The organism is Priestia sp. YIM B13552, assembly GCF_042787775.1.
Taxonomy (GTDB): domain Bacteria; phylum Bacillota; class Bacilli; order Bacillales; family Bacillaceae_H; genus Priestia; species Priestia megaterium_E.
In genome coordinates this window covers 34,388-61,112 of the sequence record NZ_JBHZOU010000007.1, presented here as the reverse complement: position 1 = coordinate 61,112, position 26,725 = coordinate 34,388, and the positions used below count along the sequence as shown (strand labels likewise).

Genomic DNA, 26,725 nt, shown 5'->3' with positions numbered 1-26,725 from the left:
CGTATGAAATGAAACAGAGGTGATTTACGTTGGAAGATGCGTCTATATTGCTAGTTGATGATGAAATTGCCATCGTCAAAATGCTGGAGACAGTATTAAAAAAAGAAGGATTCAACCAAATTTATAAAGCTCACACCGCTCAAGAAGCGCTGGATGTTTTACATTATCAAACAATTGATATTATTTTGTTGGACGTAATGCTTCCCGATCAAAGCGGATTTGATATCTGTCCTAAAATTCGTGAGCTCTCAAACGCGTATATTTTATTCATAACAGCCAAAGTATCCGACCTGGACGTACTAACGGGTTTCGCCATGGGAGGAGACGACTACGTAACTAAGCCGTTTAATCCTTTAGAAATTGCGGCACGAATTAAAGCACGACTGCGCAGAAAACAAGCGCTGACTGAAGGAACTTCTATAAGAACGGAACCACAATCGTCAAATCGCTATGAGTTTGATCGTTTTACTGTAGATGAATCGGCAGGAGAACTCATTGTGGACGGTCAAACGGTTTCTTGCCCCGCACAAGTGTTTTTATTGCTTCTTCACTTTTGTAAAAATATGAATATTGTTCTTTCTAAATCACAGCTTCTTGAAGCCGTCTGGGGATATAATCAGTTTGTAGACGATAATACAGTAACCGTGCATATTCGAAGAATTCGAGAACGAATTGAAGATAATCCTAGCAACCCAAAACATTTAGTTACGGTACGAGGGCTTGGGTATAAATTAGTGAACGGAAAAGCGCTATGAAATCCATTAAAAGAAGGTTGACCTTTCATTTTTCATTTCAGTTTATTGCGATTATTGCATGTGTTTGCTGCGTTCTTTTTTGCGCTTTAATGTTTCTAGCTTATTACCTTTCAAAGCAAGATATAAAAAGAGACTTACCCTCTGGATCACTTAGCGTGTTAACGGGGGATACAACAGTTGAAGGTGGAAAAGCAACCGTTTCAGATGATTTAGCAAAACAACTTAAACAAGAAGGACTATGGTACCAAGTACTGAACAAACAAGGAAAAGTAATTGGAGAAATTAACTCCCCAAAAGACTTACCCAAGCACTACGGTCTTTCAGAGTTATTAGAAATGGATAAAACTAAAAAATTTAAAGGCTATAATGTAGTAACAGAACTTGATACCTTTTTGACTACACCTACTTATTATATTTTGGGCTATAAAAGTGATTTAAAAGACCAGCTATATGCTTTGTATGTTGAATACAATAAACAAAGTGTGCCTCCCAAAAGCGATATCCCTCTTATCAAAAAGGCGTTAAAAGAAAAAGATGCTTCGCTTCAAATTTTAAATGAGAAAGGTGATATCTTAGCTTCAATTAGAATGTCTAAAGAAAAAACACGTTACGATCCTTTAGAAATTATTTCCCGAAAAATTGAACAAGATAAATATGATTCAACAGCTACTGTATTCCATGATCCAAAGAAGAAAATTTCATGGGTTTTTTACACTCCTAATAATTACCACAGTATAACCGATGAATCTATTATTCGAAAAGCTTGGATGATCTCCATCATCGTGGCTGTTTCCGTTCTTATAGCCACCATCGCTTTCTCCATCTGGAACGCTTTTCGCTACGGCGGTCCCTTACTTCTCTTCACCAGCTGGCTCGGGCGCATGGGAAGCGGAAACTATTCAGAAGTGCTAACAGAAAAAGAGCGGAAGCGCGTCTTTCGGAAGAATGGAAAGGTACGCTTACAATATCGTTTGTATTCAGAAGTAATCACAGCTTTTTATGAGATGGCGGAGCAGCTTAGCTTAGCTGAAAAAGAACGAAAGCAGCTAGAAACTACTCGCGAAGAATGGATGACGGGAATATCACATGATTTGCGCACACCTCTTTCGACGATTCAAGGATATGGGCATATGCTTGAAAGCGGCCATTACAATTGGAACGAAGAAGAGTTAAAAGAAATTGGCCAAACACTCCGTGATAAAAGTGAATACATGGTGGAGCTTGTAGAGGATTTTTCACTGGCCTTTAAGCTTAAAAATAACGTGGTTGTTTTAGAAACCAAAAAAGTGGACGTTCATCAACTACTTCAGCATATTGTTTTAAAATTCGTTAACGATAGAACCATTGAAAATGTTCACTTCTCTTATGTGCCCGCTCATCTTCAACCTTTTATTCAAGCTGACCCGCGCTGGTTTGAACGAATGCTTGATAATTTAATTTTTAATGCTATTAAACATAACCCTAAGAACACTACCATTACAATTTCGACCGCGATAAAAAGTGACCGCGTCTTGATTACGATTCAAGATGATGGAATTGGAATGGATGAAGAAACGCAGAAAAATTTATTTGACCGCTATTACCGCGGCACAAATACAACCGAAAAAACAGAGGGTGCTGGACTTGGCATGAGCATCGCAAAAGCTATTTGTGAACTTCATAAAGGCCATATCAAAGTAAGATCTACTCTTCACGAAGGCACTGCCATTATCTTGCACCTTCCTCTTTCAGCAGATCAGCAGCCGGACTAACCTCCGGCTGTTTTTATACACCTCCAATCTCTCCGTGCTATAATGTACGCAACTATACATAGACACAAGGGGGAATTTTTGTTGAGTAAAGGCAGAATTTTAATTGTAGAAGATGAGCGCAAAATTGCTCGTTTAATTCAGCTCGAGCTTGAACATGAAGGGTACGAAACGGGCATGGCTTACACGGGAACAGAAGGATTGGCAGAGTTTCAAGAACACGATTGGGATTTGCTGCTTTTAGATGTGATGCTTCCTGAACTGAGCGGACTCGAAGTACTTCGTCGCATTCGAGCAAATGATGATCAAACGCCCGTTATCTTATTAACAGCTCGAGACGCCCTTCCTGATAAGGTAAGCGGACTGGATTTAGGAGCAAACGACTATATTACAAAGCCTTTTCAAATTGAAGAGCTTTTTGCACGCATTCGCGTATGGCTTCGCCATCCTGCATCAACATCGCCTGCTGAACAAGAAACGGCCACTCTGCAACTAGGCAATTTAGTCGTTAACGAAAAAACGCGAGAAGTCACGCGTGAAAATGAAGCTATTGAGCTGACTCCTAAAGAATATGATTTGCTTGTCTATATGCTTCAAAACAAAAATCAAGTGTTGAGCTTTGAACAGCTTCTTACAAACGTTTGGGGATTTGATTATTACGGAGACACAAATATTGTATACGTATACATTCGTTATTTACGTAAAAAGATTGATGCTTCATTTTCAACTCCTTACATTCAAACAGTGCGCGGCGTTGGCTACATGCTGAAGGAGTAGCTTATGAAACTACAAACAAAGATTATTCTTACATCAACTGCGCTGCTTTTTATTCTGCTAGTAATTGCAAACAGTTCGATTTACTTCATTTTCAAGAAGACCATGGAAGACAACGCAATTGAACGTTTGCAAGCAGAAACAAGCAATGTAACAAATGGGCTAAAGCAAACGAGTGCGACGGTTAAACAAGCCAACTTGCTTCGTGCCTATTTGCCTCCTAACGGAATGATTCGTATTTTACCCAAATTCGGCAGTCCTTTAGTTGTATCCGTTACGGATCAAACGAAAGAGCTTCAGGACTTACCTTATTCCTATTATTCAAATGAACAAACAAGCATCAAAGAAGATGACGGCCATCTATACGCGATTTCACACACCCCTGTCATTTGGACGAACGGTGAAGTTGTTTCTTTGGAAGTCACGGAACAACTGACAGATGTGGAACAATCTCTGCAGACATTAAAATTTATCTTGCTCATTGCCTCTCTTGTTATATTAATTCCAACCATATTTGCTGGACGGATTTTAAGTAAAATTATTTTGCGGCCTATCAAGTCTCTTATTCAAACCATGGAAGAAATTCAAGTGTCTCGCACATTTAAAAAAATTGACCTCTCTTCTTCTTCTAAAGATGAGTTAGATCAAATGGCCAACACCTTCAATAATATGATGGATTTATTAGAGGAAAACTATAAAAAGCAAGAGCAGTTCGTATCCGATGCTTCTCATGAATTAAAAACGCCCCTGACCGTTGTAGAAAGCTATGCCAATATGCTAAAACGATGGGGAATGAAGCGGCCTGATATTTTAGAAGAAGCCATCGAAGCCATTCACTCTGAGTCTTTACGCATGAAACAGCTTACGTCTCAAATGCTGGTGCTTGCGAAAGATGAGTCGCAACGAGAGCTTCACATGGAACACGTAGATGCGGCGGCCATCTGCAGACAAACAATCAAACATCTAGAACAAGCCTTTGAACGAACCATTTATTTAAATATAAAAACGAATCATCCCGTCGTAACAGCGGATGAAAAACGCTTAAAGCAGCTGCTGTACATCCTCTTAGATAATGCCATTAAATATAGTGAAAAAGCGGTAGAGGTAACCATAACAAGAAGCGAAAACTTTATGATTACGGTCACAGATCAAGGAATTGGTATTCCAAAAGAAGACTTATCAAACGTGTATGAACGCTTTTTTCGCGTAGATAAAGCAAGAAATCGAGAAACCGGTGGTTCGGGACTTGGATTATCCATTGCTCGAAAGATTGTAGAAGCTCATAGCGGGCGTATTGAGATTAACAGCCAAGAAGGAAAAGGGACATCAGTAACAGTTTGCTTTCCTCTTTGATTTCTCGCCTTTTCTTAGAGATTTTTAAGAATTGCCTGCTATACTACTTTTTAAGATACTGGGGGTGAATGTATGAAGAAAACGGTGCTTTTTATACTTATTTTTCTTGCTGTTGGTTCAGCTTGCTTTTACGGAATAGCAAAAGCAGTGAATCGGCCTGATACAATTTTATCGGAATCGGACGTCAGCAGTATGATTCAGCAAAAATATGGCGGCACTATTGAAAATGCAAGCTTTTCTCAAAAAGATGATGAACCGATTTATCGAATCACTTTGCTTAAAAATGATATTCCATACCACATCACAGTAAATGGAGAAAATGGAGAAGTCCAGTCATTAATCAAACAAAAAGTAAAGAAACAAACGTCTACTCAAACTAAAAATAATATAGAAGAAGAGCAAAAAAAGAGCGAGCAGCCACCAGTTTCTCCTACATCCGACGAGCCTCTCATTTCAATGGAACAAGCAAGAGACATTGCTTTACAAAAAGTAAAAGGAACGTTTTCCTCAGTTGAAATAGAAGAGGAAGAAGGCCAAACCTTCTACGAAGTCGAAATTGATCAGTCTAAAACAAGAGAAGCTAAAGTGATGATCAATGCTTACTCTGGACATGTAGATTCCATCACCTATGAAAATGACGATGATTAAGAGTACAGCGGAAAGCTGTGCTTTTTTTATCCATTTTTATTTATTTCTAAGAAAATTTTAAACTTCTTCTTCTTTTCCTTTAAAGTTCATTGGCTAAAATAATCTTAACAACAAATCGAGGAGGCCATAACATATGAAAGTTATTACAACCGTTTTAGCCAGTGCAGTACTAGTCGGTGGATTAGGTGCAAGCGCATATGCAATGACAGACCAGTCCAAAAGCAATGATAAGAAGCAAACCACAACGATTGAAGAAGCAAAGGCAAAAGACATTGCCCTTCAAAAAACAGACGGCGGCGACATTACAAATATCCAATTAGCCATAGATGATGGCGTTAAACAATATGAAGTAGACATCACAAAAGGTAATAAAGAATACGATGTAGACATTGACAGCAGCAGCGGTAAAATCATTGAATTTGATGAAGAACAAAAAGACGATGAAGATGAGAAAGAAGAGAAACTTCAAAACGTTTCCCCTGCTATTTCATTAGATCAAGCGATAAAAACAGCTTTAAAGAGTGCTAAAGGAACGGTCAATGAAACGGATCTAGACCAAGAAAACAACCGTTTAGTATATGAAATTGAAATTGACACAGCCGATAAACGTGAAGCAACTGTTTCAGTAGATGCCAAAAACGGCGGCGTGATCAGTGTAGAAATAGATGATTAATAGAAAAAGCACACTCCAAAAGGAGCGTGCTTCTTTTTTTATACCGCTAATTTAATAACCGTTAATACAATACCAATCAAGAATCCACATAGGGCTCCGTTCACTCGAATCCACTGCAAATCTTTTCCGACATTGTTTTCCATCATATCCACAAGCGTTTCATCATCTAATTTATCTAAGTTTTCTTGAACAAGCTGTCCAATTTTTGAATGATTCTCTTCTACAAAGCTCATGATTTGCTTTTGAATAGCCGTATCAATTGCTTCTTGACGCTGTGCATCCTCTTCAAGAGCATTCAGCCAGCTCTCTACGTAAGGAACGGCGTAGCTTTTCATAAATTCAGGGCTTTCAATGAATGCTGTCACTTTCACTTTCATTTTATCGACGATTTCTGTTAATTTATTCGTTACATTTAATTCATGAATCGTTTTTTGTTTCCATGCTTCTAATTTTTCAAGAAGTTCTTCATTCTGCTCCAAGCCTTGCAGCTCTTTTCTAATTCCATTTACCAAAGCAAGGCGGTATTCATCATCTTCTTTACGAAGACGCCCTGTAATAGAAAGCAATAAATTTTGCAAAATAGACCCTAGCTTCTCTTCATTAATCATGCTTTGAAATGATTTGAGAGCAAATTGTAAAATACCATCAAGCTCAATATTATCAAGCGCATTTTTAGCAATACTTCCGAGCTGATACTGCGTTTCTTCTTTTTTAATCCAGCTCTCCCCTTTATTTAAAAGAACATCAAGGGCTTTTTCATCATACTGATTTTTTACCACTTCTCCAACAATCGAATGCACAATAGGCTTTAACTCTATTGCTGAAAGTGATGACTTGAGCTCTTTTTCAATAATAGGAACGACTTTCTCTGTATCCACACGATTAATCGCATCAACAAGCAGTGCTGTTCCTTTTTGTTGAATTGTTTCCGAATGAACACCTTTTCGAACAATCGGAAGCAAACGCTTTGTAAATGCAATTCTTTTTACTTTTTCTTGAATACTTTCTTTTGACAGCCAGTCGTTTTCAAGCGTTGAGACTAGCCCTCTTGTAATACGCTGTCTGTTTTTAGGAAGCAGCGCAGTGTGTGGAATAGGAATGCCTAAAGGGTGACGAAAAAGAGCCGTAACGGCAAACCAATCCGCTAATCCGCCGACTAACCCAGCTTCGAACCCACCTTGAAGCAACCGACCCCAAATTGAATCACCAAAAGGCATTGTGGCAACGAAGCCCACTCCCATAATCGCCAAAGAAATCACGGCTAAGTGCTTTGATTTCTTCTTTGGGTTTGTTGTAAATACATTATTTGATTCCATTGTAGTCCTCATCCTTTATTTATTTAACTAAACATTTCATCTAGAAATATGTAACGTGATACAGAAATTTCCGCAAAAAAAGAAAGACAAGCTTTTACCCTCGTCTTTCTAGTATATTGCCTTTTTGCTATACTTCAAACTTTTTTTCTTTTCGACTTTTATTAATAAATGAAAAAATGAGGAGTACGACGAGAATAACCGCACATACGCTGGATCCAATCACATTGTTTTTATTAAACATAAATGATACAAAAATAACAAGCAGTGCTGCTGTTGCAAAAAGCGTTGTATAAGGAAACCACTTTAATGCGAAAAACGGCTTTTCTTTATACCCTTTACGCAGCTTTAATTGAGCTAAACAAATGCTTACCCAAATAAGAATAATCGTGAAGCCCGGAATGGTCATTAAATAACTAATTACATTATCCGGTGTTTTATAAGCTAAAAACACACCCATTAAAATACAAACAGCCGTAATCATTAAACCATTAATCGGAATACCGTTTTTTGAAACTTTTAAGAAGCGCTTTGATGCTTCTCCGCTTTGAGCCATAGCATAGAGCGTACGCGAAGTTGCATACATCCCTGAATTCGCTGCTGATAAAACGGCCGTTAATAAAACGAAGTTCATAATATGAGCCGCACCCGGCAGTCCTGTGATACTAAACACTTGGACAAATGGACTGTCTTGTCCTGATACAGAATTCCAGGGCATAAGGCCGCAAATAATTAAAATAGGCAAAATGTAAAAGCCAATCACTCGCCATACTGTGCCTTTGATCACTTTCGGTAACACGTTTTTCACATCTTTTGTTTCCGTTACGGCCACACCAATTAATTCAGCTCCGCCGTAAGAGAACATCACAATTAAAAAGGCACTCAGCACACCGCTCATGCCGTGAGGAAAAAAGCCTCCATGAGCCGTATAATTTGCCCAGGGGTTTTGCACATCACTTGGAATCACACCGAATAAAATGAAAGCTCCCAAAATGATAAAAGCAGTAAGAGCAATTACTTTAATACCGGCAAACCAAAACTCAATTTCTCCGTAATACTTCACTTGAAATAAATTCATCCCTACAATCAGCACTGCACAGAGAAAGCTTAAGAGCCAAAGAGGTACAGAAGGGAACCAAAACTTCAAAAAGCTTCCTCCCGCAAGCAGTTCAACAACTGTCACGACAATCCAGTTCACCCAGTACAGCCACCCTACAATAAAAGAGGTTTGCGTACCGAATGCCTTATGCACTAAATTTTGTACGTTCATATTCGGATAGACAATTGCCATCTCTGCCAATGCTGTCATTACAATAAATAAGATAAGACCGCCAAACAAATACGCCAGTACAACACTTGGTCCTGCAATACCTAGCGTATCAGCACTGCCTTTAAAAATGCCTGTCCCAATCATACCGGCAAGCGCAATGAGCTGCACATGACGAGGCAACAGACCTTTTTTTAAATTTTGATCTTGTTTTTCCATGATGCCCGTCCCTTCTGTTCATTTTACGTGTTAGTTTAACCAAATCACTTCTTGCGCAAAAACCCCTACCGGATATTCAGTAGGGGGTGAACCAACACTGTTTTTCTTCTCTATGATGAATGAAAATGATCTGATTTTACCACTGTTACTTTAGTCATTTTATGCGTTGAATCAATACATTGTCAATGTTATTTATTTTCCAAAAATAAAGTCAAAAGAGTATCTACACCCTTTTGACTTCTAGTCTTCTTGCAATGATAGATAAAGCATAGTTTACAATAAAATACATCATCGCGATGATCAAAAACATTGGGACTACGTAGCTTTGTTTCTGTCCGTAAATGATTTGAGCGTTATGCAGCAAATCAGGAAGTGCGATCACTACTGCAAGCGACGTATCTTTTAATAAGGAAATAAATTGACTAACTAAAGGAGGCACCATTCTCCGCAAAGCTTGGGGCAGCACAACGAAACGAAGCGTTTGATAATAGTTTAAACCTGATGATCGCGCCGCTTCGATTTGTCCTTTTTCAATTGATTTTAATCCGCTTCGGATAATCTCTGAAATCATAGCAGATTCAAATACAGTGAGGGCCACAATCGCTGCTGACGTAATTTCCATATCAATTCCGATTTCAGGTAAAGCAAAGTATGTAAAAAAGATGATTAAAAGCAGCGGCAAATTCCGGATAATTTCTACGATAAAAGCAAGTACATGAGACAGAACTGGAATGCGGGCATACCTTAAAATACCTACTATACTTCCAATAAGAAAACTTAATACAATCGAAATGAATGCTACTTTTAAAGTGACCCAAAATCCTTCCATTAAGAAAGAAAGGTGATCAAGAGAATAAGCACCCATAAAATCCATCACTTTCACTCCTTTCAGCTTGTTTTACCAAGACGTTTCTCAAGATAACCAACTCCTAAGCTTAACGGAATGGTTAGAACTAAATAGAACAGAGCCACAAAAATATACACATCAAACACTACGTAAGTTTGAGAAGAAACAAGATCTGCCTGATACATTAAATCAAAACCAGCAACAATCCCTAACACGGATGAGTTTTTCACTAAATTAATAAATTGATTCCCAAGAGGAGGAATGACGATTTTAATCGCTTGAGGCAATATAATGAATCGCATCGCCTGACCGTACGTAAGGCCGGATGAACGTGCCGCTTCAAGCTGCCCTTTTGGAACTGCCATAATTCCCGCTCGTATGGCTTCGGCGATAAAAGCTGCCGTATAAATAGTTAGTCCCAGCACTCCGGCCGCTGTACCGCTGATTCCCGCTACAATAAAAATAAAAAAGACGATAACCACAAGGGGAATATTTCGAATGAACTCTACATAGACCGTACCAATTACATTTACTATTTTGAGAGGGGCTATTCGCATTACCGCAATGATCGTACCGAGTGCAAAACTGGCCACTAAAGCAATCAGACTGGCGATAATGGTGTACTTAAAACCTTCTAAATAAAGATCCATATTGTTCGTCAGAATTGAAAAATCCAACAATTTTCTTCCTCCTTTCAACTAAACAAGCAGGATGAGCATAATGCTGCTCATCCTGAGAAAAGAAAACTGTACGCTTATTGTTTGATCCACTTGTCGTGAATTTCATCATATTTTCCAGAGTCTTTTATCTTTTTAAGCGCATCGTTTAATGCATCTACCAGCTCTTTGTTTCCTTTTTTCACAGCAATGCCATAAGGCTCTTCTGTGAACGGCTTTCCTACCAATTCATAAGAAGGATCTTCATCAGCCATTCCATAAAGAATCGCATCATCAGTTGTTAAAGCATCCCCTTGCTTAGATTTTAAAGCTGTAAATGCTTCTGCATAGTTTTCAAACTCTAATACCGTTGTCTCTGGTGCTTTTTCGCGAATATTAATAGCTGAAGTTGATCCTTTAACAGCCAACACTTTAGTACCTTTCTTCAAATCATCAACGCTTTTAATTTTACTGCCTTTTTTCACAAGCAGAGACTGTCCAGCTTGGAAATATACATCCGTAAAGTCTACTTCTTTTTTACGTTCATCTGTAATAGTCATTGTCGCAACAACAGCATCAATATCTCCTTTTTGAAGAAGAGGAACCCTTGTTTTAGACGTAACTTCTTTAAATTCTACCTTGTTTTCATCGCCTAAAATCTCTTTAGCCAGCTGCTTAGAAATATCAACATCAAAACCTTCCACTTCACCCGTCTTCGGATTTTTTAATCCGAACAACCGCGTATCATTTTTAACTCCAATGACGATCTTCCCTCGGTCTTTGATTTCAGTGAGCGCATCTTTTTTAGCTGACGATCCACTCGTTTCTTCACTTTTCCCTCCACAAGCTGCTAACATCATAACCGCTGCTAATGAAAGCACAGCTGCCTTTAAAAACGTTTTTGATTTTTTCATATTACTCCCCCTATTAAACAATTAATGATTTAAAATACGGCTAAGAAATAAACGTGCCCTTTCTTCTTGCGGGTTTTCGTAAAACTCAGCCGGAGTTGCCTCTTCCAAGATTTTTCCTTGATCCATAAATACAATGCGGTCCGCTACTTCTTTTGCAAACCCCATTTCATGAGTTACAACTACCATGGTCATTCCTTCTTTAGCCAATGTTTTCATGACATCCAGCACTTCTCCAATCATTTCTGGATCAAGAGCAGAAGTAGGCTCATCAAAAAGCATAATTTCTGGCTTCATCGCGAGTCCCCTCGCAATAGCTACACGCTGCTGCTGGCCGCCTGAAAGCTGGGACGGGTAGGCGTTAGCTTTTTCACCGATTCCGACTTTATCTAAATAGTATAGAGCTGTTTTCTTAGCTTCTTCTGACGACTGTCCCAATACTTTCATAGGTGCTAACGTGATATTTTCTAAAACCGTTTTGTGCGGATATAAATAAAAATGCTGAAACACCATACCTATATTGCGGCGCAGTTTATTAATATTTGTTTTTTTATCCGCGACCAATATATTATTTACCGTTAACTGTCCGTTAGATATTGTTTCTAAATAATTTATGCATCGCAGCATCGTGCTTTTCCCCGAACCCGACGGTCCAATTACGACGACAACTTCCCCTTTTTTAATCGTTAAATTGATATCTTTTAATACGTGAAAGTCACCGTAATATTTATTCACTCCGTCAAAAACAATCATTTTCCCCCTCCTAATCTGCGAACAACAATAAATATTTAAATATTTAAATTTTTAAAATATTTAAAATATGTTAAAAATTATATTCTTACCCTTAAAGCAAAGTCAATAGTTGACAAATTATCTCTTTTTTGTAATCTAAATGAACTATCTTCAAATAAAATATGCTAGAAAAATAAAAGGCTTTGTTGGCATTTGCCGATATGTAAGGATACGTTCGCTAGGCTGAAGGTACTTGTATAAGCTTAATCAATAGATTATATTAGTTAACGCATATCTTTATACGAATTGTCTTTCATTTTTAGGGGGCAGTTCTCTCTAATCACCCCTTTTTCTAATTATCCGTCTATATTTTTATTATATTAGTATATATAATTCTCTTAACAGTAAATTAATAAAAAAAGAAATTACAAGCTTCTATTCGTGTTAGAGGTTCTGACATAGATATAGTAAAATTATATTATCCTTCTAAAAAAACACACGTTTTGTTAACGTGTGTGGTCTTTTATATTTTCCGGACTCATTTGAAAATGCGGATAGTCTTTAAAACCTTGCCAATCTCCTCCCCATTCGAATCCTAAATTTTTTGCAATGTCTACAACTTCCATCCAATCAGACTGATTGTTGTTATTACCGTCATATTTCATGTCCCAAATAACTTGTCCCTCTTTTAACTGAATAGCAAAATCAATAGCTAATCCGTAATTATGATAAGACTGGCCTCCCTTTGAATAGGTAACAATGTTGCCTTCTTCCGTCCTGCCTTTTGCATAAAGCTTATCTTGTTCTTCTTTTGAACGGAAACCTTCCGTAATGACAATCGAGATTCCTTGTTCACTTGCTTGTTGAACAAGTTTATTTTTCTTTTCTTCTACGACAGGATGCAACTCAGTTGCTCCTGAAAAATCTTCTAGCCTTGGACCAGGCTTTAACTCATCGCGAAACAAAAATACCAGGCTTACCGCTATTACAACTATCAAAGCTATTGCCAATTTTTTAAGAACGTTCATCTATATAAAGTCTCCATTCTTTTTTGCTGCTGTTTAGATAAAATCATATCGAATTTCATTTTGTTATCCAATAAAAGAGCTGTATTGTTCAACAAACGTCTATATTTTTTCGTTTTTTATCTATTTTCACCATTTTTTCACTATTGGTGGTTACATTAACAATTGTGGACAGCTCTGTACCACACCCCTATAACTTTTAAGGAGTGACAACAGCATGAAAAAGAAACTATTCGGTTATATCATGGCAAGCGGTTTAACACTAGGAGTTATGGCCGCTGCAAATTCCACGGCATTTGCAGCAAGCAAAGATGAAACAAGCTCTTCAACAGTTGTAGAGCGAACAAATGGCAGTACAACAAATACGGATGATGCAACACAACAAAAAGTTGATGATATTATGAAAAAAGCACAGGAAAAATTACAGAAGCTCGGCGTAAGCTTGCCTCAGCACAAAGAAGGCCCTTTCAGCAATCTAGATGCAGCTACTAAAGAAAAAGCGAAAGCTATCATGAATCAGCTGCGCGACGGCACCCTGACTAAGGAACAAGCGGAAGCCAAATTAAAAGAACTGGGCGTGAACTTGCCTGAACATAAAGGCGGTCCTTTTAACAATTTAGATGCGGCTACAAAGAAAAAAGCGAAAGCTATTATGGATCAGCTGCGCGACGGCACCCTGACTAAGGAACAAGCGGAAGCCAAATTAAAAGAACTGGGCGTGAATTTTCCTGAACATAAAAGCGGTCCTTTTAACAATTTAGATGCGGCTACAAAGAAAAAAGCGAAAGCTATTATGGATCAGCTTCGCGACGGCACCCTGACTAAAGAACAAGCGGAAGCCAAATTAAAAGAACTGGGCGTGAATTTTCCTGCTAAAAAGAAAGATTTTCTAAGCGGGGTAGATGCTGAAACAAAAGCGAAAGCTGAAACCATTTTGGAAAATGCAAAAAAAGAAATTCAAAAGCTTGGCGTTACAATGCCGTTTGAAAATCATGAGCACAAAGCTCAATAACAAAAAAAGCTACTTGGCTATTGAAAGCCAAGTAGCTTTTTTATGATGCAGTTTTCCTTCTCACTAACGTCATGTACACACCTAATGCTAATAAATCACAGACCATAATCACAATGCCCATCGGCAGAGCATTTTGCCCTCCTCCAAGACCAACAAGAGGAGCTACGGCTGCTCCGAGCAAGAACGGAAGCAACCCTAGAAGCGCTGAAGCACTTCCCGCGTTCGAAGCTTGATTTTCCATAGCGAGTGAAAAAACGGTTGTGTTCACAATTCCTACGCTCGATACTACAAAGAAAAGCAAGATGCAGACCAAAATAACGGACATGTGAGTAGCAATCACGGCCACTAAAAGCACGCTTCCGACGGCTGCTTGAAGCAATCCATACATAAGAAGAGTAGCTTCTTTTATTTTACCCGCTAAACGTCCTGTCACTTGAGTAGCTATAATGAGTCCAAAACCGTTAATCGCAAAAACAAAGCTGAACATCTGCGGAGACAGGCCATAAATGTCTTGAAGGACAAATGTAGAACCTGAAATATAAGCAAACATGGCACTCATAATAAAACCTTGCGCCAGCGCATATCCCACAAAGACACCATCTTTTAGCAATACGCCAAACGTACGCAGTACTTCTGTTAATCCACCTTCTTTACGGCGTTCGAGCGGAAGCGTTTCTTTTAAACCAAATAAAACGGCAAAAAACATTAGTGCACCAATCACTGCTAGCACACCAAATACTCCTCGCCACGACATAACCGTCAGCAGCTGTCCACCAGCAACCGGAGCTAAAATAGGAGCTAATCCATTTACAAGCATGAGCATGGAGAAAAACTTTGTTAAATCCGAACCTGAAAACAAGTCTCGCACGCTCGCTCTTGAAATAACCATTCCTGCTGCTCCTGCCATACCTTGAATGAATCGCAAAACGATAAAAATCCAAATAGACGGTGCAAACACGCATAAAACAGATGCAACTGCATAGGTGATTAATGCTGCTACAAGCGGCTTTTTTCTTCCGCGAATATCACTGAATGGCCCCATGACCACTTGCCCAAATGCTAAGCCCAATAAGCAAGCTGTCAGGCTGACCTGCGCTAAAGAAGCGGAAGTATGCAATTCTTTCGCAAGCGTCGGCAGCGCTGGCAAATACATATCAATTGATAATGGTCCAAATGCGCTTAGTGAACCCAAAATTAAAATAAATAAAATGCGATTTCCTCGGCTTAAAGACATTCCTTGGGAAATACTTTGCTGATTCATCTATTGTTGTCTCTCCCTTCAGCAGTTTTACAATAGTCTCATCTTAAACCCTCCAGCTACTGGATAGTCAAGACGTAATTCGAATTTGAATTTCCGTCAGCCGCTCTTCTTCATGATGAGAAATAAAGGAATCTACAATCCGCCGAATTAAGAAAGGACCTTCTGCTTTGTATCCTTCGGCTTTAATAAAGTTCAGTAACGCATCGTAATAGACTCCTGTGGTATCTCTCTTTTCTCTCATATAAATAGATGCGTAATCGCCTTCAGGTATTAACGTAACGAGTTCATGCTTAAAAGAAACATCGCTTTCGACCAATAAAAAAATGCCATCGTAATCTGTAAATTGTTGTTTTTTCGTGTTTTCTACCGATAACATAAATCCTACTTTCCCAATCATAATCGGGGTAATATGGCTGATTTTCTTTTTTAAATCACGCAGAACACTTTCAGTCCCGTCTAACGTGCCTACCTCCGCTTTTACTTGAACAACCTCACGAGAAGAAAGGTGTTTGATGAACGGGGCTCCTATTTGGTTAATATGTCTCGTCTGTTCTAATTCCTTCATTCGAGTTGTTAACTGCGCATTCACTCTTTGAAGGTGACGAATTTTTTCTTTTGTTACCTGCTGATATTCCGCTAAAGTTTCAATAAATTCATCCAAGCTGCTGTGTTCCATCTTTCTTTTAATTTCTTTTAACGGAACTCCCATCAGCTTTAAATAGACAATGATATCTAATTTCTTAAATTGTTCTAACGTATAATATCGATAACCGGTTTGCGGATCAACTTCGTAAGGCTCGAACAGGCCAATTTCATCATAATAGCGAAGTGTTTTAACCGGAATATCATGCAGTCTGGCCATTTGTCCAATCGTAAATTTGTTTTGCACTATAAGTTCACCTTCTTTATGTAAAGCTGCTTGCGCTTAAAGCAAGCAACGCCTTAATTCTCATCATTCATTTAGTTCTTGTACAAGCTCTTCCACAATAAGATGTGCAGGGAGTTCTTTTGCCAGCGTAAATCCAGTTCCTGCCCACAAAGATGCATACTCTGGATTCTTCATTTGTGTAGCTTTTGAGCGAATAGGCTTTGTCATGTAATGAATATGAGGGTAGGCGGATGGTGCTGATTTATCATAGGAAATAAAAAAGGCATTCACAAATCCTCTAGCGCGTTTCCCTGTAAAAGCTCGGGTGACACCTGTTTCATTAAAACGCTTTTGAAGAATGCATTCTTTATGAAGAGCACTCGCTCCGCTTTCTGAACAACAAATAAAAGCCGTACCTAACTGAGCAGCAGAAGCTCCTTCTTGTAACACACGTTTAATGTCAGACCCCGTCATCAACCCTCCCGCAGCAATCAATGGCTTTTTGGTGATTGAGCGAACTTCTTTCAGCAACTTCATAAGCGGGTAATCCACCGAACTCTCTAAAAAAGTAGATCTATGGCCGCCGGCTTCAATGCCTTGCAAACATAGCGCATCCGCTCCTGCTTTCAAAGCCACTTCGGCTTCTTGAGGTGTTGTAATCGTAATGAAAACAAGGCTTCCAATTCCTTTTAAACTTGCTACAATCTCTCGATCCGGGCACCCAAATGTAAAGCTCACAGCAGGTACTCGATGTTTTTGAATGATGTCGAGCTTGGCACTCCATTCATCATCATCATTCTTTGGTATACCAACTTGACACTCCAAATATCCAGCTGCTTTTGACAGTTCTTTTTGATAACAATCAAGTGCATCAACTGCTACTTTTTCATTTGTCGGAACAAACAGATTCACTCCAAAAGGTTTTTTCGTAAGTGAGTGCATCTCTATAATTTCCTGCTCCAATTCACGCGCACTTTTATATCCCGCAGCTAAAAACCCTAGCCCTCCGCTATTAGATACTGCTGCAGCTAGTTTAGGCGTCGAAACTCCTCCTGCCATGGGAGCTTGTACAATTGGATACTCACATATATTTTCCACACTTATCACCTCAGCCTTTCATGCGTTCTCTCTTCATTCTACTATAATCCCAGAAAAAAAAGCCCTCCAAAAGGGCTTTTCTTCCATATATAGATAGATTATAAATGATGCTAAGGAACGCACACTACCTGACTATTCCCTCAAAGATTCACCTATGCGGATGGCACTAACCCCGCAAGGGAAGTGACATCCGCTTAGATTTGAAAGCCAGACCTGATTGTTCTTTGATCAGGTCTGGTTTTCTACATCGATTACTTATAGTGGAGGAACTTTACGCATACAGCTTCTGGAACCGTAACGTTAGATTGAAGAAGCGTTAGCTTTCCACTTTCTTGGTCTCTTTCAAACAGCACCAAGTTTCCTGTTTCTTGATTAGACGCTACAATAAATTGTTCCGTTGGATCCAAAACAAAATCGCGCGGCCAGTCGCCTTCAGTACCTGTCCATTCTACGAATGTTAACTGTCCAGAATCCTGATCTACTTTGAATGTTGCAATCGAGTTATGTCCGCGGTTTCCTGCATAGACAAAGCGGCCATCTGAAGAAATATGGATCGCACTCCCTTGATTATTTTCTGTAAAATCAGCCGGGATCGCTAAAGTAGCTTGTTGTTGAGTAAAGCTTCCTTTGCTTTCGTCATAAGTTAAAAATAAAACTTCAGAGCTGAATTCTGTCATTGCATAGGCATAGCGGCCATTTGGATGGAACGTTAAATGTCTAGGGCCCGAACCAACAGATGTAGAAAGACTGTTGACTTCCTTCAATTTATTCTCTTCCACTTCATATGTCACGATTTCATCGATACCTAAGTCCACAACAGCCACGTGCTTTTCTCCAGGAGTAAAATCGGCATAGTGTACGTGTGGTTTTCCTTTTTGTCCTTTTTTGAGGTCTGAATGAGGATGTTCCACTACGGATGCTACATATTCAATTTCCCCTGTTTCTTCATTAACAGAATACGTCTCAACGCTCCCTTTATGAAAGTTAGCAGATAAAACAAGCGTATTATCTTCATTCACTGAAACATAGCAAGGAGGTGCGCCGTCTAGCAGCTGTTTGTTTACAAACTTTAGTTGCCCCGTGTTTGGATCAATCTTAAAAGCAGCTACTCCGCCTTTTTCTCCTTCTTTAATAACTGTATAAAGATGTTCGTTGTCTTTGCTTGCATTTAAGTATGTAGGATTTTCAATTTTAGCCACGGCTTTTACTTCTACAATCTTTTTAGCCTTTGTATCTAACGTAAATGTATAGACACCTTCACTGCCTGCTTTTGTATATGTACCTGCAAATCCAATAAATTTTCCATGTTCACTCATTTTCCTATACCCCTCCTAAAGAATTGTTTTGTTTCATTTATTTTACTATATCATACCGCATTTGTTATAGAGAATGCTCCAATTCAACGTTCATTTATCAGTTTTCCCTACATGCCTATCGTCAAACCCTTCCTTTTTAAGCCTGCATCTTGCATTTTCCTACCATTGGGCGTTATGATTAAGGATGATTTTATATCGCCCCATAGCAGACGGCTTCTGTATTTCTTGGATTTTCAAATAAAGAAAAATGAACTGATGAATAGTCGACTTTCATGGCTATAACCGCTGCTCAACTTTTTTCGTAAAGTTACATCAAAAAAGGAGTGAACAACAATGATCACATTAAAAAGTGAACGCGAAATTAATTTAATGCACGAAGCAGGTAAATTATTAGCTTCTTGTCATAAAGAAATCGCTAAAATGATCAAACCAGGCATAACAACAATGCAAATTGATAAATTTGTTGAAGAGTACTTAGCAAAGCACGGAGCAACACCGGAACAAAAAGGATACAAAGGATATCAATATGCAACGTGCGCTTCTTTAAATGATGAAATTTGCCACGGTTTTCCAACAACTAAACCGTTAAAAGACGGTGATATCGTAACCATTGATATGGTTGTAAATTTAAACGGAGGCTTAGCAGATTCAGCATGGACTCATACCGTTGGAGACATTTCAGACGAAGCACAGCGTCTAGTAGATGTTACATACGAAGCGCTTTTGAAAGGAATCGAGCAAGCACAGCCAGGAAATCGCACAGGTGACATCGGCCACGCTATTCAAAGCTATGTAGAAGGCGAAAAATTCTCTGTGGTACGCGACTTCACAGGACACGGAATTGGAAATACTATGCACGAAGCACCTACCATTCTTCACTACGGAAAAGCTGGCAAAGGTACACGTTTAAAAGAAGGCATGGTGATTACAATTGAGCCAATGGTAAACGCTGGTACATGGCATTCTAAAATGGATAAAAACGGTTGGACGGCTCGTACAACAGACGGTAAATTATCCGCTCAATTTGAACATACGCTTGCGATTACGAAAAACGGTCCTCTTATTTTAACAGCACATTAAAAAAACAGCCCTTTTGAGGCTGTTTTTTTAATGTAGAGGAAATTTAATAACAAAAACGGTGCCGCGGGAAGAAGTAGATAATAATTTAATCTGTCCTCCGTGGCTTTCTAGAATACGCTGAGCAATGGGCAGACCAAGACCTGTTCCGCTATCTTTTGAAGTGGAAAAAGGCTGGTACAGCGACTGCTGCATATGCAAAGGAATGCCTTTTCCAGTATCTTCAATGTATAGACAGTAGCTATCTTCATGAACCTGCGAGTAGATTGTAATGACTCCTTCTCCATCCATGGCTTCCATACTGTTTCGAATTAAATTATGAAGAACTTGTTTGATTTGTTTTTCATCTACCTTTAGTATATGCGGCTGCAGTTTCACATCGAAGATAAGCTTATCTTTTTCTGTAAATTTGCTTGAGTGAGTAATCAAAGGCAATAGCTCATTAATAATCTCCTGCATGCTGACTTTTTTCATCACCGGAGTCCCTGGTTTTGATAACAACAGCATTTCTTCAATGATGTAATTAATCCTCTCTAGCTCTTTCATAAGTAGAGGCAGGTAAAAACGCTTTTTCTCCTCATCAGAAAGAGACTGATTCATAAGAGATATAAATCCATGAATCACGGCAAGAGGATTACGAATCTCATGAGCAGCTCCGGCTGCCACTTCTCCAACCAGGGCAAGTTTCTCAGACTGATGCATTCGCTTTTCTAATTCTTCGGTATCCGATATATCAATGAAATAAAAAATCCTTCCAATGCTCTCGTTCTTCTCGTTAAACAGCTGCGTTTGAGAGGCTAAAAAGCAATAGCACGTCTTTTTTGTTCCAAATAATACTTTTTTATTTTCGTGAATTTCTCCCGAATTCAACATTCTCCAAAACTCAGTATTATATTCAGGACATTCCTCCATGTACCCGCAAATATCCTTTTCATCGAGATCTAAAAACTGCTTTGCTGAGGTATTGGCAAATATACTATTTGTCTCATCTTCCATTGTAATAATTCCAACAGGCAGTGAATTTAAGATCTGCTGGCGATACGCTTTATCTTTAATGATTTTCCAAAATGAATCTTCTAAACTAACCGACATTTGATTGATAGAAGCCGAAAGCTGCTTCAGCTCAATTTGCTTTGTGTCTTGAAGAACAAGACCGTATTCTCCGTCTGCAATGTCATTCACTTTTTCAATCATTTGTTCAATTGGTTTCGTAAGACTCGCACTCATGCGATATGAAGCATAGAGAGAAGCCACAATAGCACTTACTGTTAAAATTAATAATAAAATTAATGAATCCTTAATAATGACAGACAGTGTATCTGATAGTGTATCAAGTGAATCAACCGTCTCCTCTTTTGAACTATTAATATCTTTTTTTATCTGATGCAAATCCGGCAAATAATTTCCCTTAAGATACTCTTTCGCTCCCTCTATATCTCCATACTTCAGCAGTCCTTGCACGTTATTAGAGATCTTAAAATCCAGCAGCTCAATTTTTTCTTTCAGTGGAATCAACGATTTTGGCACAGGCTGCTTATATCTTTCATTATTTTCGATAACTCGTGTATCATATGATTGATATTCTTCTATCAAAGAGACAGTGGGGTTCTTTAGATTATTTTTCACAATGTATTCTTTTATGTTCAGCTGCTCTTCCCAATAAGAAAGCCACACCATTTGAGGAACATCTTCATCTTTAATTTCGTTGCTTACATGATTCATTTTATCAACGGCATGCACTAAAACTAAAGAGAACCCGCTTAACATGAATGTAATCAAAAGAAGAATCGTTAATATTTGGCTACGGAATGACATGTTGCGAAATAATTGATTCATAATCATCTCTTTCTTTTTCATAGTTACTTCGGCTGTGTAGACATTCTAACTTTCGAATATAAAATTTGTTTTTCCCGTTTACTGTACATCGGTCCAAAAGGCGCAAGCTTATAAACACCGTCTCTGGCGTCAAGTTTGACTTCTCCAATTGGAAGACCCTTTTTACTGAAATAGTCTTTCATAATCACGTTGTAAGCTTGAGGAACATCATTGATCACACTTGTTAAAATAACAGACCTACCCATGTACGCCTGATCATCTAAATATCCTATTACGTACATTCCTTGTACTTTCGCTTCTTGAATAACTTCTTGATTATACGAATTTCCTTTAGCATAGACGATATCGACGCCTTCACCTTTTAACTCACGGAGCAGCTTTACTGCTTTTGCTCCATCGTCTCGGCTGTTTACAACTCGATAATAAAAAGCAATCGATGGATTATACGCTTTGATTCCTTGTTCAAATCCTAGATTCTTTTCTTTGGCAAATGTATCAATTAATCCAATTTTTTTCGTTTGTGTCTTCATGGCAGCTGCCGTACCTGCCAGATACTCTATTTTGGTTTGATCAAATGTATATGCCGTTTGGTTTTTATAAGTTGAAGTACCGTGAATGGTGACGAAATGAACATGAGGATACTTAGGAGCGAGTTCTGTAAAAACGGTAGAAAATTCTCTTCCATGTCCAATTACGACTTTTGTTCCATTTTGAATAACTTTTTCAGCAGCTTCCTTCATTTTTTGGTTCGTATTTACTTCGCTAATAACTTGAGCCGAAACAGGGTACTGCTGCTCGATGTTGATTTTTCCTTTATAAGCTAGACTGCCCCAGCTTTGATCTGTCAGTACATCAGAGGTGAGAATTGCAACGCTTGTATTTTCTACTTTTTTTGTCGTTTGCTGACTTATAATCCCTTGTGTTTTCGAAACAATAATAATTAAAAACGAAGCGACAACAATCAGGGCAAGCAATAAAATCAGCCTTAACTGTCTTGATCGTTGCATAGACCTTCTCCTTTTTGTTTAGCATACTTTCATTATATAAAAAAAGCATCTAAAAAGACTACATCTTTAACGAAATTCCAACTTTTTTCGACATTTCTTTCATATCTTACCTTTTTTAATACTTTCACTCCAAAAGAAAAAGCAGAAAACATCTGTTTTCTGCTTCTGCCTTCAATCTTCATCTTTTACGTCCATATCTTCAGGGATTGGCTCATTTAAGTATTCTTCAATTTGTTTTTTGTACTTTTCCATTTGCTCTAAATGGGTGTTAAACTGCTCTTTATTTAATAAGTAGTTTTCACCATCAAATATAGCCCGTACTTTTCCTTCTTGAATCAACTTCTGTACATATTCTTCAGGAAAAGATAGATACTCTGCTGCTTCTTTTATCGTTAAATACATCCTGCTCCACCTTTTATACGTTATAGTGTACTTCTTCTGTAGCTTTAACCATTAACTCATACTGACGCAAGCGAAGCTGGAATAATGTTAACGGATCATAGTAAGCTTCAGGATTGGCTTTCATATGACTTAAAACGTCTTGATTTTCATTAATATGCGCCTGTGTTTCTTCAATCGTTTCTTTTAAAACCTCTTTTGGCTTTTCAAAGAATAGTTCAATATCAACTTCTAAATTTTTCTCAAATAAATTAAATTGCATAAAAAACTTCGCCAGCATAGATTCTGTGATATCTTGATAGTCTTGACTTTCAATGTACTTTTTATATTGATTATAAAGCAGCGTTTGATTTTGAAGAATGGAAGAAAACAGCTTTCCTGCTCCTTTTAACAAGAGCTGCGTTGGATTAACGCGAAGTAAAATATTTTCTTCATCCAGCTGAACCCGATTAGCCATACGATTAACGTCGCGGCGCCAGTCATCCAGCACTTTAAAATCGCAGGCTAACGTTAATTTTTGCTCATTGTACATCTTATTTAATGACTCTGCTACTTCTTCAATATCTACTTGACTCGCAATCAGCTCTTCATTTGATGTAGCAATCCAGTCCTTTAAAGAAATACGGAACTTAGGTAGGACATCTTGCTGCAAGTGCTCTTCCACGCGCATATTCATTTGTTTATTCAGCTCAATATGAACCGTGCTAAAATCACTGTCTTCCTTCACTAATTCTGAAGACTTTTTGAGTAAACGAGGAATTTTATTTTTTAACTTTTTGCTAATATCCTCTTTGATGCCGTGATAAGCCGAAACAATACTACTCGCTTTTTCTTGTTCTAAGTCATCTACTCGATGCAAGAAGCCATTTAATCGCACAAGCATATCTTCGTTCCATTTAATGCTTTCAATCAAATGATTTTCTGTTTGATTTCTCTTCTCCACTAAGCCCTTTAGCATGCTTTGAATAAAGAACAGCAGTCTGCGCGCACGCTCTTCTACTCCAACGTTGTTTGGATCGTAATAGAAATTAGCTTTAATAAACTGAGCCAAGTCTCCGTGGTGCTGACTCGATACGTAGTGAGGCGTATAGGCTAATACATGCGCCTGCGGGAAATCTGCTCCAATGCTTGCCTCAAATTCTTTTGTAATTCGCTCAATCGTTGCTTGATTATAAAGACTGTCCATATTGTTGATCACAAAATGAACGGGCGTATTTGGCGCATGCTCTTTGATCTCCAGCAATAATTCTCTTTCTTCATCAAGCAGCGATTCTTTTGCATCAAGCACAAACAGTAAACCATCTGCTAAAGGAGCATATTTAAATGCATCCTGCTCACGCGCCTCTTGTTCTGTAAAGCTTGGCGTAACAATGCATGAACAATTATGCTTATCAAGGAACGCAAAAGGTTTTTTCACTTCTACAAGCGCCTGGTGAGAAGATTGCTCCGCTCCGTCAATCGTTTCCATAGGAATGATTTCTTGATCAGCGATTTGCTGAATAGATTCTTCTTCATCATGAATGAACACAAAGGTTGTTTCGTGATTTTGCGGTACCTTTTCTTCTGTAATCGATCCCACAAATGAAGACGTTGCAGCATTTGTTCCTGTGATTAATAAGTGTGTCGTATGAGCATCTAATAAAAAGTCTACCCACCATTTAAAGATGTGCCCCACTTCTAAACCATTTTCATTAGCCCATTTAATAATGCCATGGCAAAGCTTGTAGTGATATTCAAGACCATCAATGTCGTTACGCGCCTCAAAAATTAATCTGCCTGCATTTTCGATTGTAATGGTATCAATAGTTGACGGAAACTTTTCATTCCATGAAAGCACGGCCGCAGACGGAAATAACGCACGTGACTTGTTGGTAATTTTAAGCCAGTTTGTTAATACGTTCGGAATGACTTCATGCAATTCCTTTACAGAATGATCACTTTCCATCAAGTCGGTGTACGTCTCTTGATAAAGAGTTGAAATCTCTTGCCAATAATCATAGAGGCCCACTTCAATATTCAAGAAAATATCATTGATGGTTTTAATCCAAGCAAGATAAGGAGGCTGACTCTTATATTGTTTCCATAAAGCTGAGACAAGCTGTTTGAAATACACTTGATCCACTTTATAAAATGCAATCATCACTTGATAAAAATAGTTAGGGATAAAGTTTGCTGTATATCCTTTATCTACGTAAGTCTTTAATACCGCAAACCAATTTAACGATTCTGTCCGAATACACTCATCTACCGCAAGCTCCACTGCACTGTTAAAGTCTTCTTGCTCTTCATAAAATCTGCGTGCAATCGCCGTGACGTTTGGATAATCCGGCTGAGAAGCAACCAGCTCGTTAATGACTTCATAAGCTCGTTCAATATTGTTATGGTCCGTATAAAGCGAAAATAGCTTTAGCGCTATTTCAGCTTTTAATACTTTTGAATCCGTTTCGATGGATAGGTAAAGCTCTTCAGCTAGCGTAGACAACCCCAATTCATAATGCGCGTCGGCCGTATTTTTCTTCGCCCACAGCTTAAACTCGCCATTTACATTCTCCCACTTAAAAATCGCAGACTCAAAATCTTGATTATGGAAGTACACTTCTCCCTGGGCTAAGCGAACGAGCGATAAGTCGTACCACTCTTTTTGCTGCTCTTCGTAATAAGCTTGTCCAAGGACCTTTACAGGCGGCTGATTTTCATTTTCTTGCATAAACGTTTCATAATATTTCTTTTTCGTTAACTGATATTCTACCGTCATATAGTCTCTCCTTTTTGATGTCAATATTTTATGTACTCTATCAAATTCCCTTTTTTATACTTTTCATACACGATATTTTCTTACTCATATTTTACGCAAAAAAAGCCTCAAGAACTACTCTTAAGGCTTTTTTTATAACTTTTATACTATAAAAATGGCTATTTATCATAAATGGGAGCTGAAATAACAAATATATTAATAGGCATCCCGTCGAAACAGCCCCATTACTTCTACCGTTTCCGTAATATTTACGAAAGCTTCAGGATCCACCGATTGAATTAACTGCTTGAGGTTTGCAAGCTCATAGCGTGAAATCACCGTCATTAATATTTTACGGTCTTCTCTTGAATAAGCTCCTTCACCGTTCATTAACGTCACGCCGCGCACCAAATTCGTAAGAAGCTGCTGCTTCATTTCTTCGCCTTTTCTTGTAATAATTGTTAACGTGAGCTTAATGTGGCGAGTATGAATCGCATCCACTACTTTTCCTGTGACGAAAATCGAAAGCATCGTATATAAAGCCGCGTCCCAATTCACAAAAAAACCTGAAACAAATACAACCACGGCATTCATCGCTGATAATATAGCGCCAAGCGGAAATTCTTTTTTATGCGTAAGAAGCATCGCAATAATATCAAATCCACCTGTCGAAGCTGACTGACGAAAAACAAATCCTACGCCAATTCCAGTCAAAACTCCTCCAAAAACAGCTGACAGAATAGGATCTGTACTCACAGCTCTCAAGGGAATCACGTATAAAGCAATTGATAAAGCCACAACGGACAGCAGCGTATGTAAAACAAACCGCTTTCCTAACTTCATAAAACCAATAATTAAAAGGGGTAAATTCAACAAAAAATTCATTGTTCCCGTGCTTGCAGGCGTTAAAATTCCTATAATCATAGCAATACCGCTAATACCGCTGCTTAGCACTTTATGGGGGATTAAAAACCAATTGTATGCAAATCCAATTAACACAGAACCTGCTATAATAGCAATTGCTCTATACATGATGTCCCTTCACCTCTTACCACAAATATAATGTTTTCATTTATTGCTTCTTTATTATAATTCCTAAAATATTGAAAACCTTAAAAAAAGTATATTCAGAAATTTGCTGTGTTGTTGGGGTGGACAAATGTAAAAAAGCGAAAGAAAAAACCTTAGCGGTGTCC

General features: G+C 38.4%; 24 protein-coding genes. 8 read left to right on the top strand and 16 right to left on the bottom strand.

The annotated features are described in order from the left end of the window. Positions 1-29 precede the first annotated feature (29 nt). The 6 genes from ACFX40_RS23005 (at position 30) to ACFX40_RS22980 (ending at position 5,951) form a co-directional block, all read left to right on the top strand. Positions 30-755, top strand: coding sequence for a response regulator transcription factor (locus tag ACFX40_RS23005; RefSeq protein WP_098334537.1), 726 nt, complete (start codon positions 30-32; stop codon positions 753-755). Continuing rightward, positions 752-2,506, top strand: coding sequence for a sensor histidine kinase (locus tag ACFX40_RS23000; protein ID WP_098966535.1), 1,755 nt, complete (start codon positions 752-754; stop codon positions 2,504-2,506). The genes ACFX40_RS23005 and ACFX40_RS23000 overlap by 4 nt, the downstream gene beginning before the upstream one ends. A 42-nt stretch (positions 2,507-2,548) precedes the next feature. Then, positions 2,549-3,280, top strand: coding sequence for a response regulator transcription factor (locus tag ACFX40_RS22995; RefSeq protein ID WP_272767659.1), 732 nt, complete (start codon positions 2,549-2,551; stop codon positions 3,278-3,280). A gap of 3 nt (positions 3,281-3,283) precedes the next feature. Continuing rightward, positions 3,284-4,630 carry a HAMP domain-containing sensor histidine kinase gene (locus ACFX40_RS22990; RefSeq protein ID WP_377256449.1) on the top strand — a complete coding sequence of 449 codons (1,347 nt, stop codon included), beginning with the start codon at positions 3,284-3,286 and terminating at the stop codon, positions 4,628-4,630. Positions 4,631-4,702: 72 nt separating this feature from the next. Beyond that, positions 4,703-5,278 carry a PepSY domain-containing protein gene (locus tag ACFX40_RS22985; RefSeq protein ID WP_221841207.1) on the top strand — a complete coding sequence of 192 codons (576 nt, stop codon included), beginning with the start codon at positions 4,703-4,705 and terminating at the stop codon, positions 5,276-5,278. Positions 5,279-5,411: 133 nt separating this feature from the next. After that, a complete protein-coding gene (locus tag ACFX40_RS22980) occupies positions 5,412-5,951 on the top strand; it encodes a PepSY domain-containing protein (RefSeq protein WP_050688448.1) in 540 nt (179 codons plus the stop codon). 38 nt (positions 5,952-5,989) lie between these two features. Here the strand turns inward: ACFX40_RS22980 and ACFX40_RS22975 are convergent, their stop codons facing one another. The 7 genes from ACFX40_RS22975 to ACFX40_RS22945 form a co-directional block, all read right to left on the bottom strand. Beyond that, complete coding sequence (locus ACFX40_RS22975) at positions 5,990-7,267, bottom strand: DUF445 domain-containing protein (RefSeq protein WP_050688447.1); 1,278 nt, start codon at positions 7,265-7,267, stop codon at positions 5,990-5,992. 127 nt (positions 7,268-7,394) lie between these two features. Next, on the bottom strand, positions 7,395-8,750 hold the full coding sequence (locus tag ACFX40_RS22970; protein WP_013055076.1) for an amino acid permease: 1,356 nt from the start codon (positions 8,748-8,750) through the stop codon (positions 7,395-7,397). A 223-nt stretch (positions 8,751-8,973) separates the two neighbouring features. Next, positions 8,974-9,624: an amino acid ABC transporter permease gene (locus tag ACFX40_RS22965; RefSeq protein ID WP_098248773.1), complete on the bottom strand. Its 651-nt coding sequence runs from the start codon at positions 9,622-9,624 to the stop codon at positions 8,974-8,976. Positions 9,625-9,638: 14 nt separating this feature from the next. Continuing rightward, positions 9,639-10,277, bottom strand: coding sequence for an amino acid ABC transporter permease (locus ACFX40_RS22960; RefSeq protein WP_098248772.1), 639 nt, complete (start codon positions 10,275-10,277; stop codon positions 9,639-9,641). Between the two features lie 74 nt (positions 10,278-10,351). Continuing rightward, positions 10,352-11,167, bottom strand: a complete 816-nt coding sequence (locus ACFX40_RS22955; protein WP_028410184.1) for a transporter substrate-binding domain-containing protein — start codon at positions 11,165-11,167, stop codon at positions 10,352-10,354. A gap of 21 nt (positions 11,168-11,188) precedes the next feature. Next, positions 11,189-11,917 carry an amino acid ABC transporter ATP-binding protein gene (locus tag ACFX40_RS22950; protein WP_028410185.1) on the bottom strand — a complete coding sequence of 243 codons (729 nt, stop codon included), beginning with the start codon at positions 11,915-11,917 and terminating at the stop codon, positions 11,189-11,191. Between the two features lie 485 nt (positions 11,918-12,402). Further along, positions 12,403-12,924, bottom strand: a complete 522-nt coding sequence (locus ACFX40_RS22945) for a M15 family metallopeptidase (protein WP_098433737.1) — start codon at positions 12,922-12,924, stop codon at positions 12,403-12,405. A gap of 214 nt (positions 12,925-13,138) precedes the next feature. Between ACFX40_RS22945 and ACFX40_RS22940 the strand changes: the two genes are divergently transcribed. After that, a complete protein-coding gene (locus tag ACFX40_RS22940) occupies positions 13,139-13,933 on the top strand; it encodes a hypothetical protein (protein ID WP_098433736.1) in 795 nt (264 codons plus the stop codon). Positions 13,934-13,973: 40 nt separating this feature from the next. On the opposite strand, the gene ACFX40_RS22935 is transcribed toward ACFX40_RS22940, so the two are convergent. The 4 genes from ACFX40_RS22935 to ACFX40_RS22920 form a co-directional block, all read right to left on the bottom strand. Further along, entirely contained in the window at positions 13,974-15,194 is a 1,221-nt protein-coding gene (locus ACFX40_RS22935; protein ID WP_060746090.1) for a multidrug effflux MFS transporter, read from the bottom strand. A gap of 67 nt (positions 15,195-15,261) precedes the next feature. Beyond that, positions 15,262-16,083 carry a MerR family transcriptional regulator gene (locus ACFX40_RS22930; protein ID WP_098248768.1) on the bottom strand — a complete coding sequence of 274 codons (822 nt, stop codon included), beginning with the start codon at positions 16,081-16,083 and terminating at the stop codon, positions 15,262-15,264. A 63-nt stretch (positions 16,084-16,146) separates the two neighbouring features. Continuing rightward, positions 16,147-17,160: a nitronate monooxygenase gene (locus tag ACFX40_RS22925; protein WP_028410190.1), complete on the bottom strand. Its 1,014-nt coding sequence runs from the start codon at positions 17,158-17,160 to the stop codon at positions 16,147-16,149. A 251-nt stretch (positions 17,161-17,411) separates the two neighbouring features. Next, positions 17,412-18,476, bottom strand: a complete 1,065-nt coding sequence (locus tag ACFX40_RS22920) for a lactonase family protein (protein ID WP_025752899.1) — start codon at positions 18,474-18,476, stop codon at positions 17,412-17,414. Between the two features lie 333 nt (positions 18,477-18,809). On the opposite strand from ACFX40_RS22920, the gene map reads away from it, so the two are divergent. Beyond that, positions 18,810-19,556, top strand: coding sequence for a type I methionyl aminopeptidase (gene map / locus ACFX40_RS22915; protein WP_025752900.1), 747 nt, complete (start codon positions 18,810-18,812; stop codon positions 19,554-19,556). A gap of 27 nt (positions 19,557-19,583) precedes the next feature. Here the strand turns inward: map and ACFX40_RS22910 are convergent, their stop codons facing one another. From ACFX40_RS22910 to ACFX40_RS22890, 5 genes are all read right to left on the bottom strand, one after another. Further along, entirely contained in the window at positions 19,584-21,389 is a 1,806-nt protein-coding gene (locus tag ACFX40_RS22910) for an ATP-binding protein (protein WP_098433735.1), read from the bottom strand. Between the two features lie 23 nt (positions 21,390-21,412). Beyond that, the gene (locus ACFX40_RS22905; protein WP_377256443.1) at positions 21,413-22,396 is read right to left on the bottom strand and encodes a BMP family ABC transporter substrate-binding protein; all 984 of its coding nucleotides are present in this window, start codon (positions 22,394-22,396) and stop codon (positions 21,413-21,415) included. Positions 22,397-22,567: 171 nt separating this feature from the next. After that, on the bottom strand, positions 22,568-22,798 hold the full coding sequence (locus ACFX40_RS22900) for a helix-turn-helix domain-containing protein (RefSeq protein ID WP_013055062.1): 231 nt from the start codon (positions 22,796-22,798) through the stop codon (positions 22,568-22,570). Positions 22,799-22,811: 13 nt separating this feature from the next. Then, complete coding sequence (locus ACFX40_RS22895; RefSeq protein ID WP_377256440.1) at positions 22,812-25,550, bottom strand: GTPase domain-containing protein; 2,739 nt, start codon at positions 25,548-25,550, stop codon at positions 22,812-22,814. A gap of 195 nt (positions 25,551-25,745) precedes the next feature. After that, complete coding sequence (locus ACFX40_RS22890) at positions 25,746-26,561, bottom strand: YitT family protein (protein WP_013055060.1); 816 nt, start codon at positions 26,559-26,561, stop codon at positions 25,746-25,748. Positions 26,562-26,725: the final 164 nt, after the last annotated feature.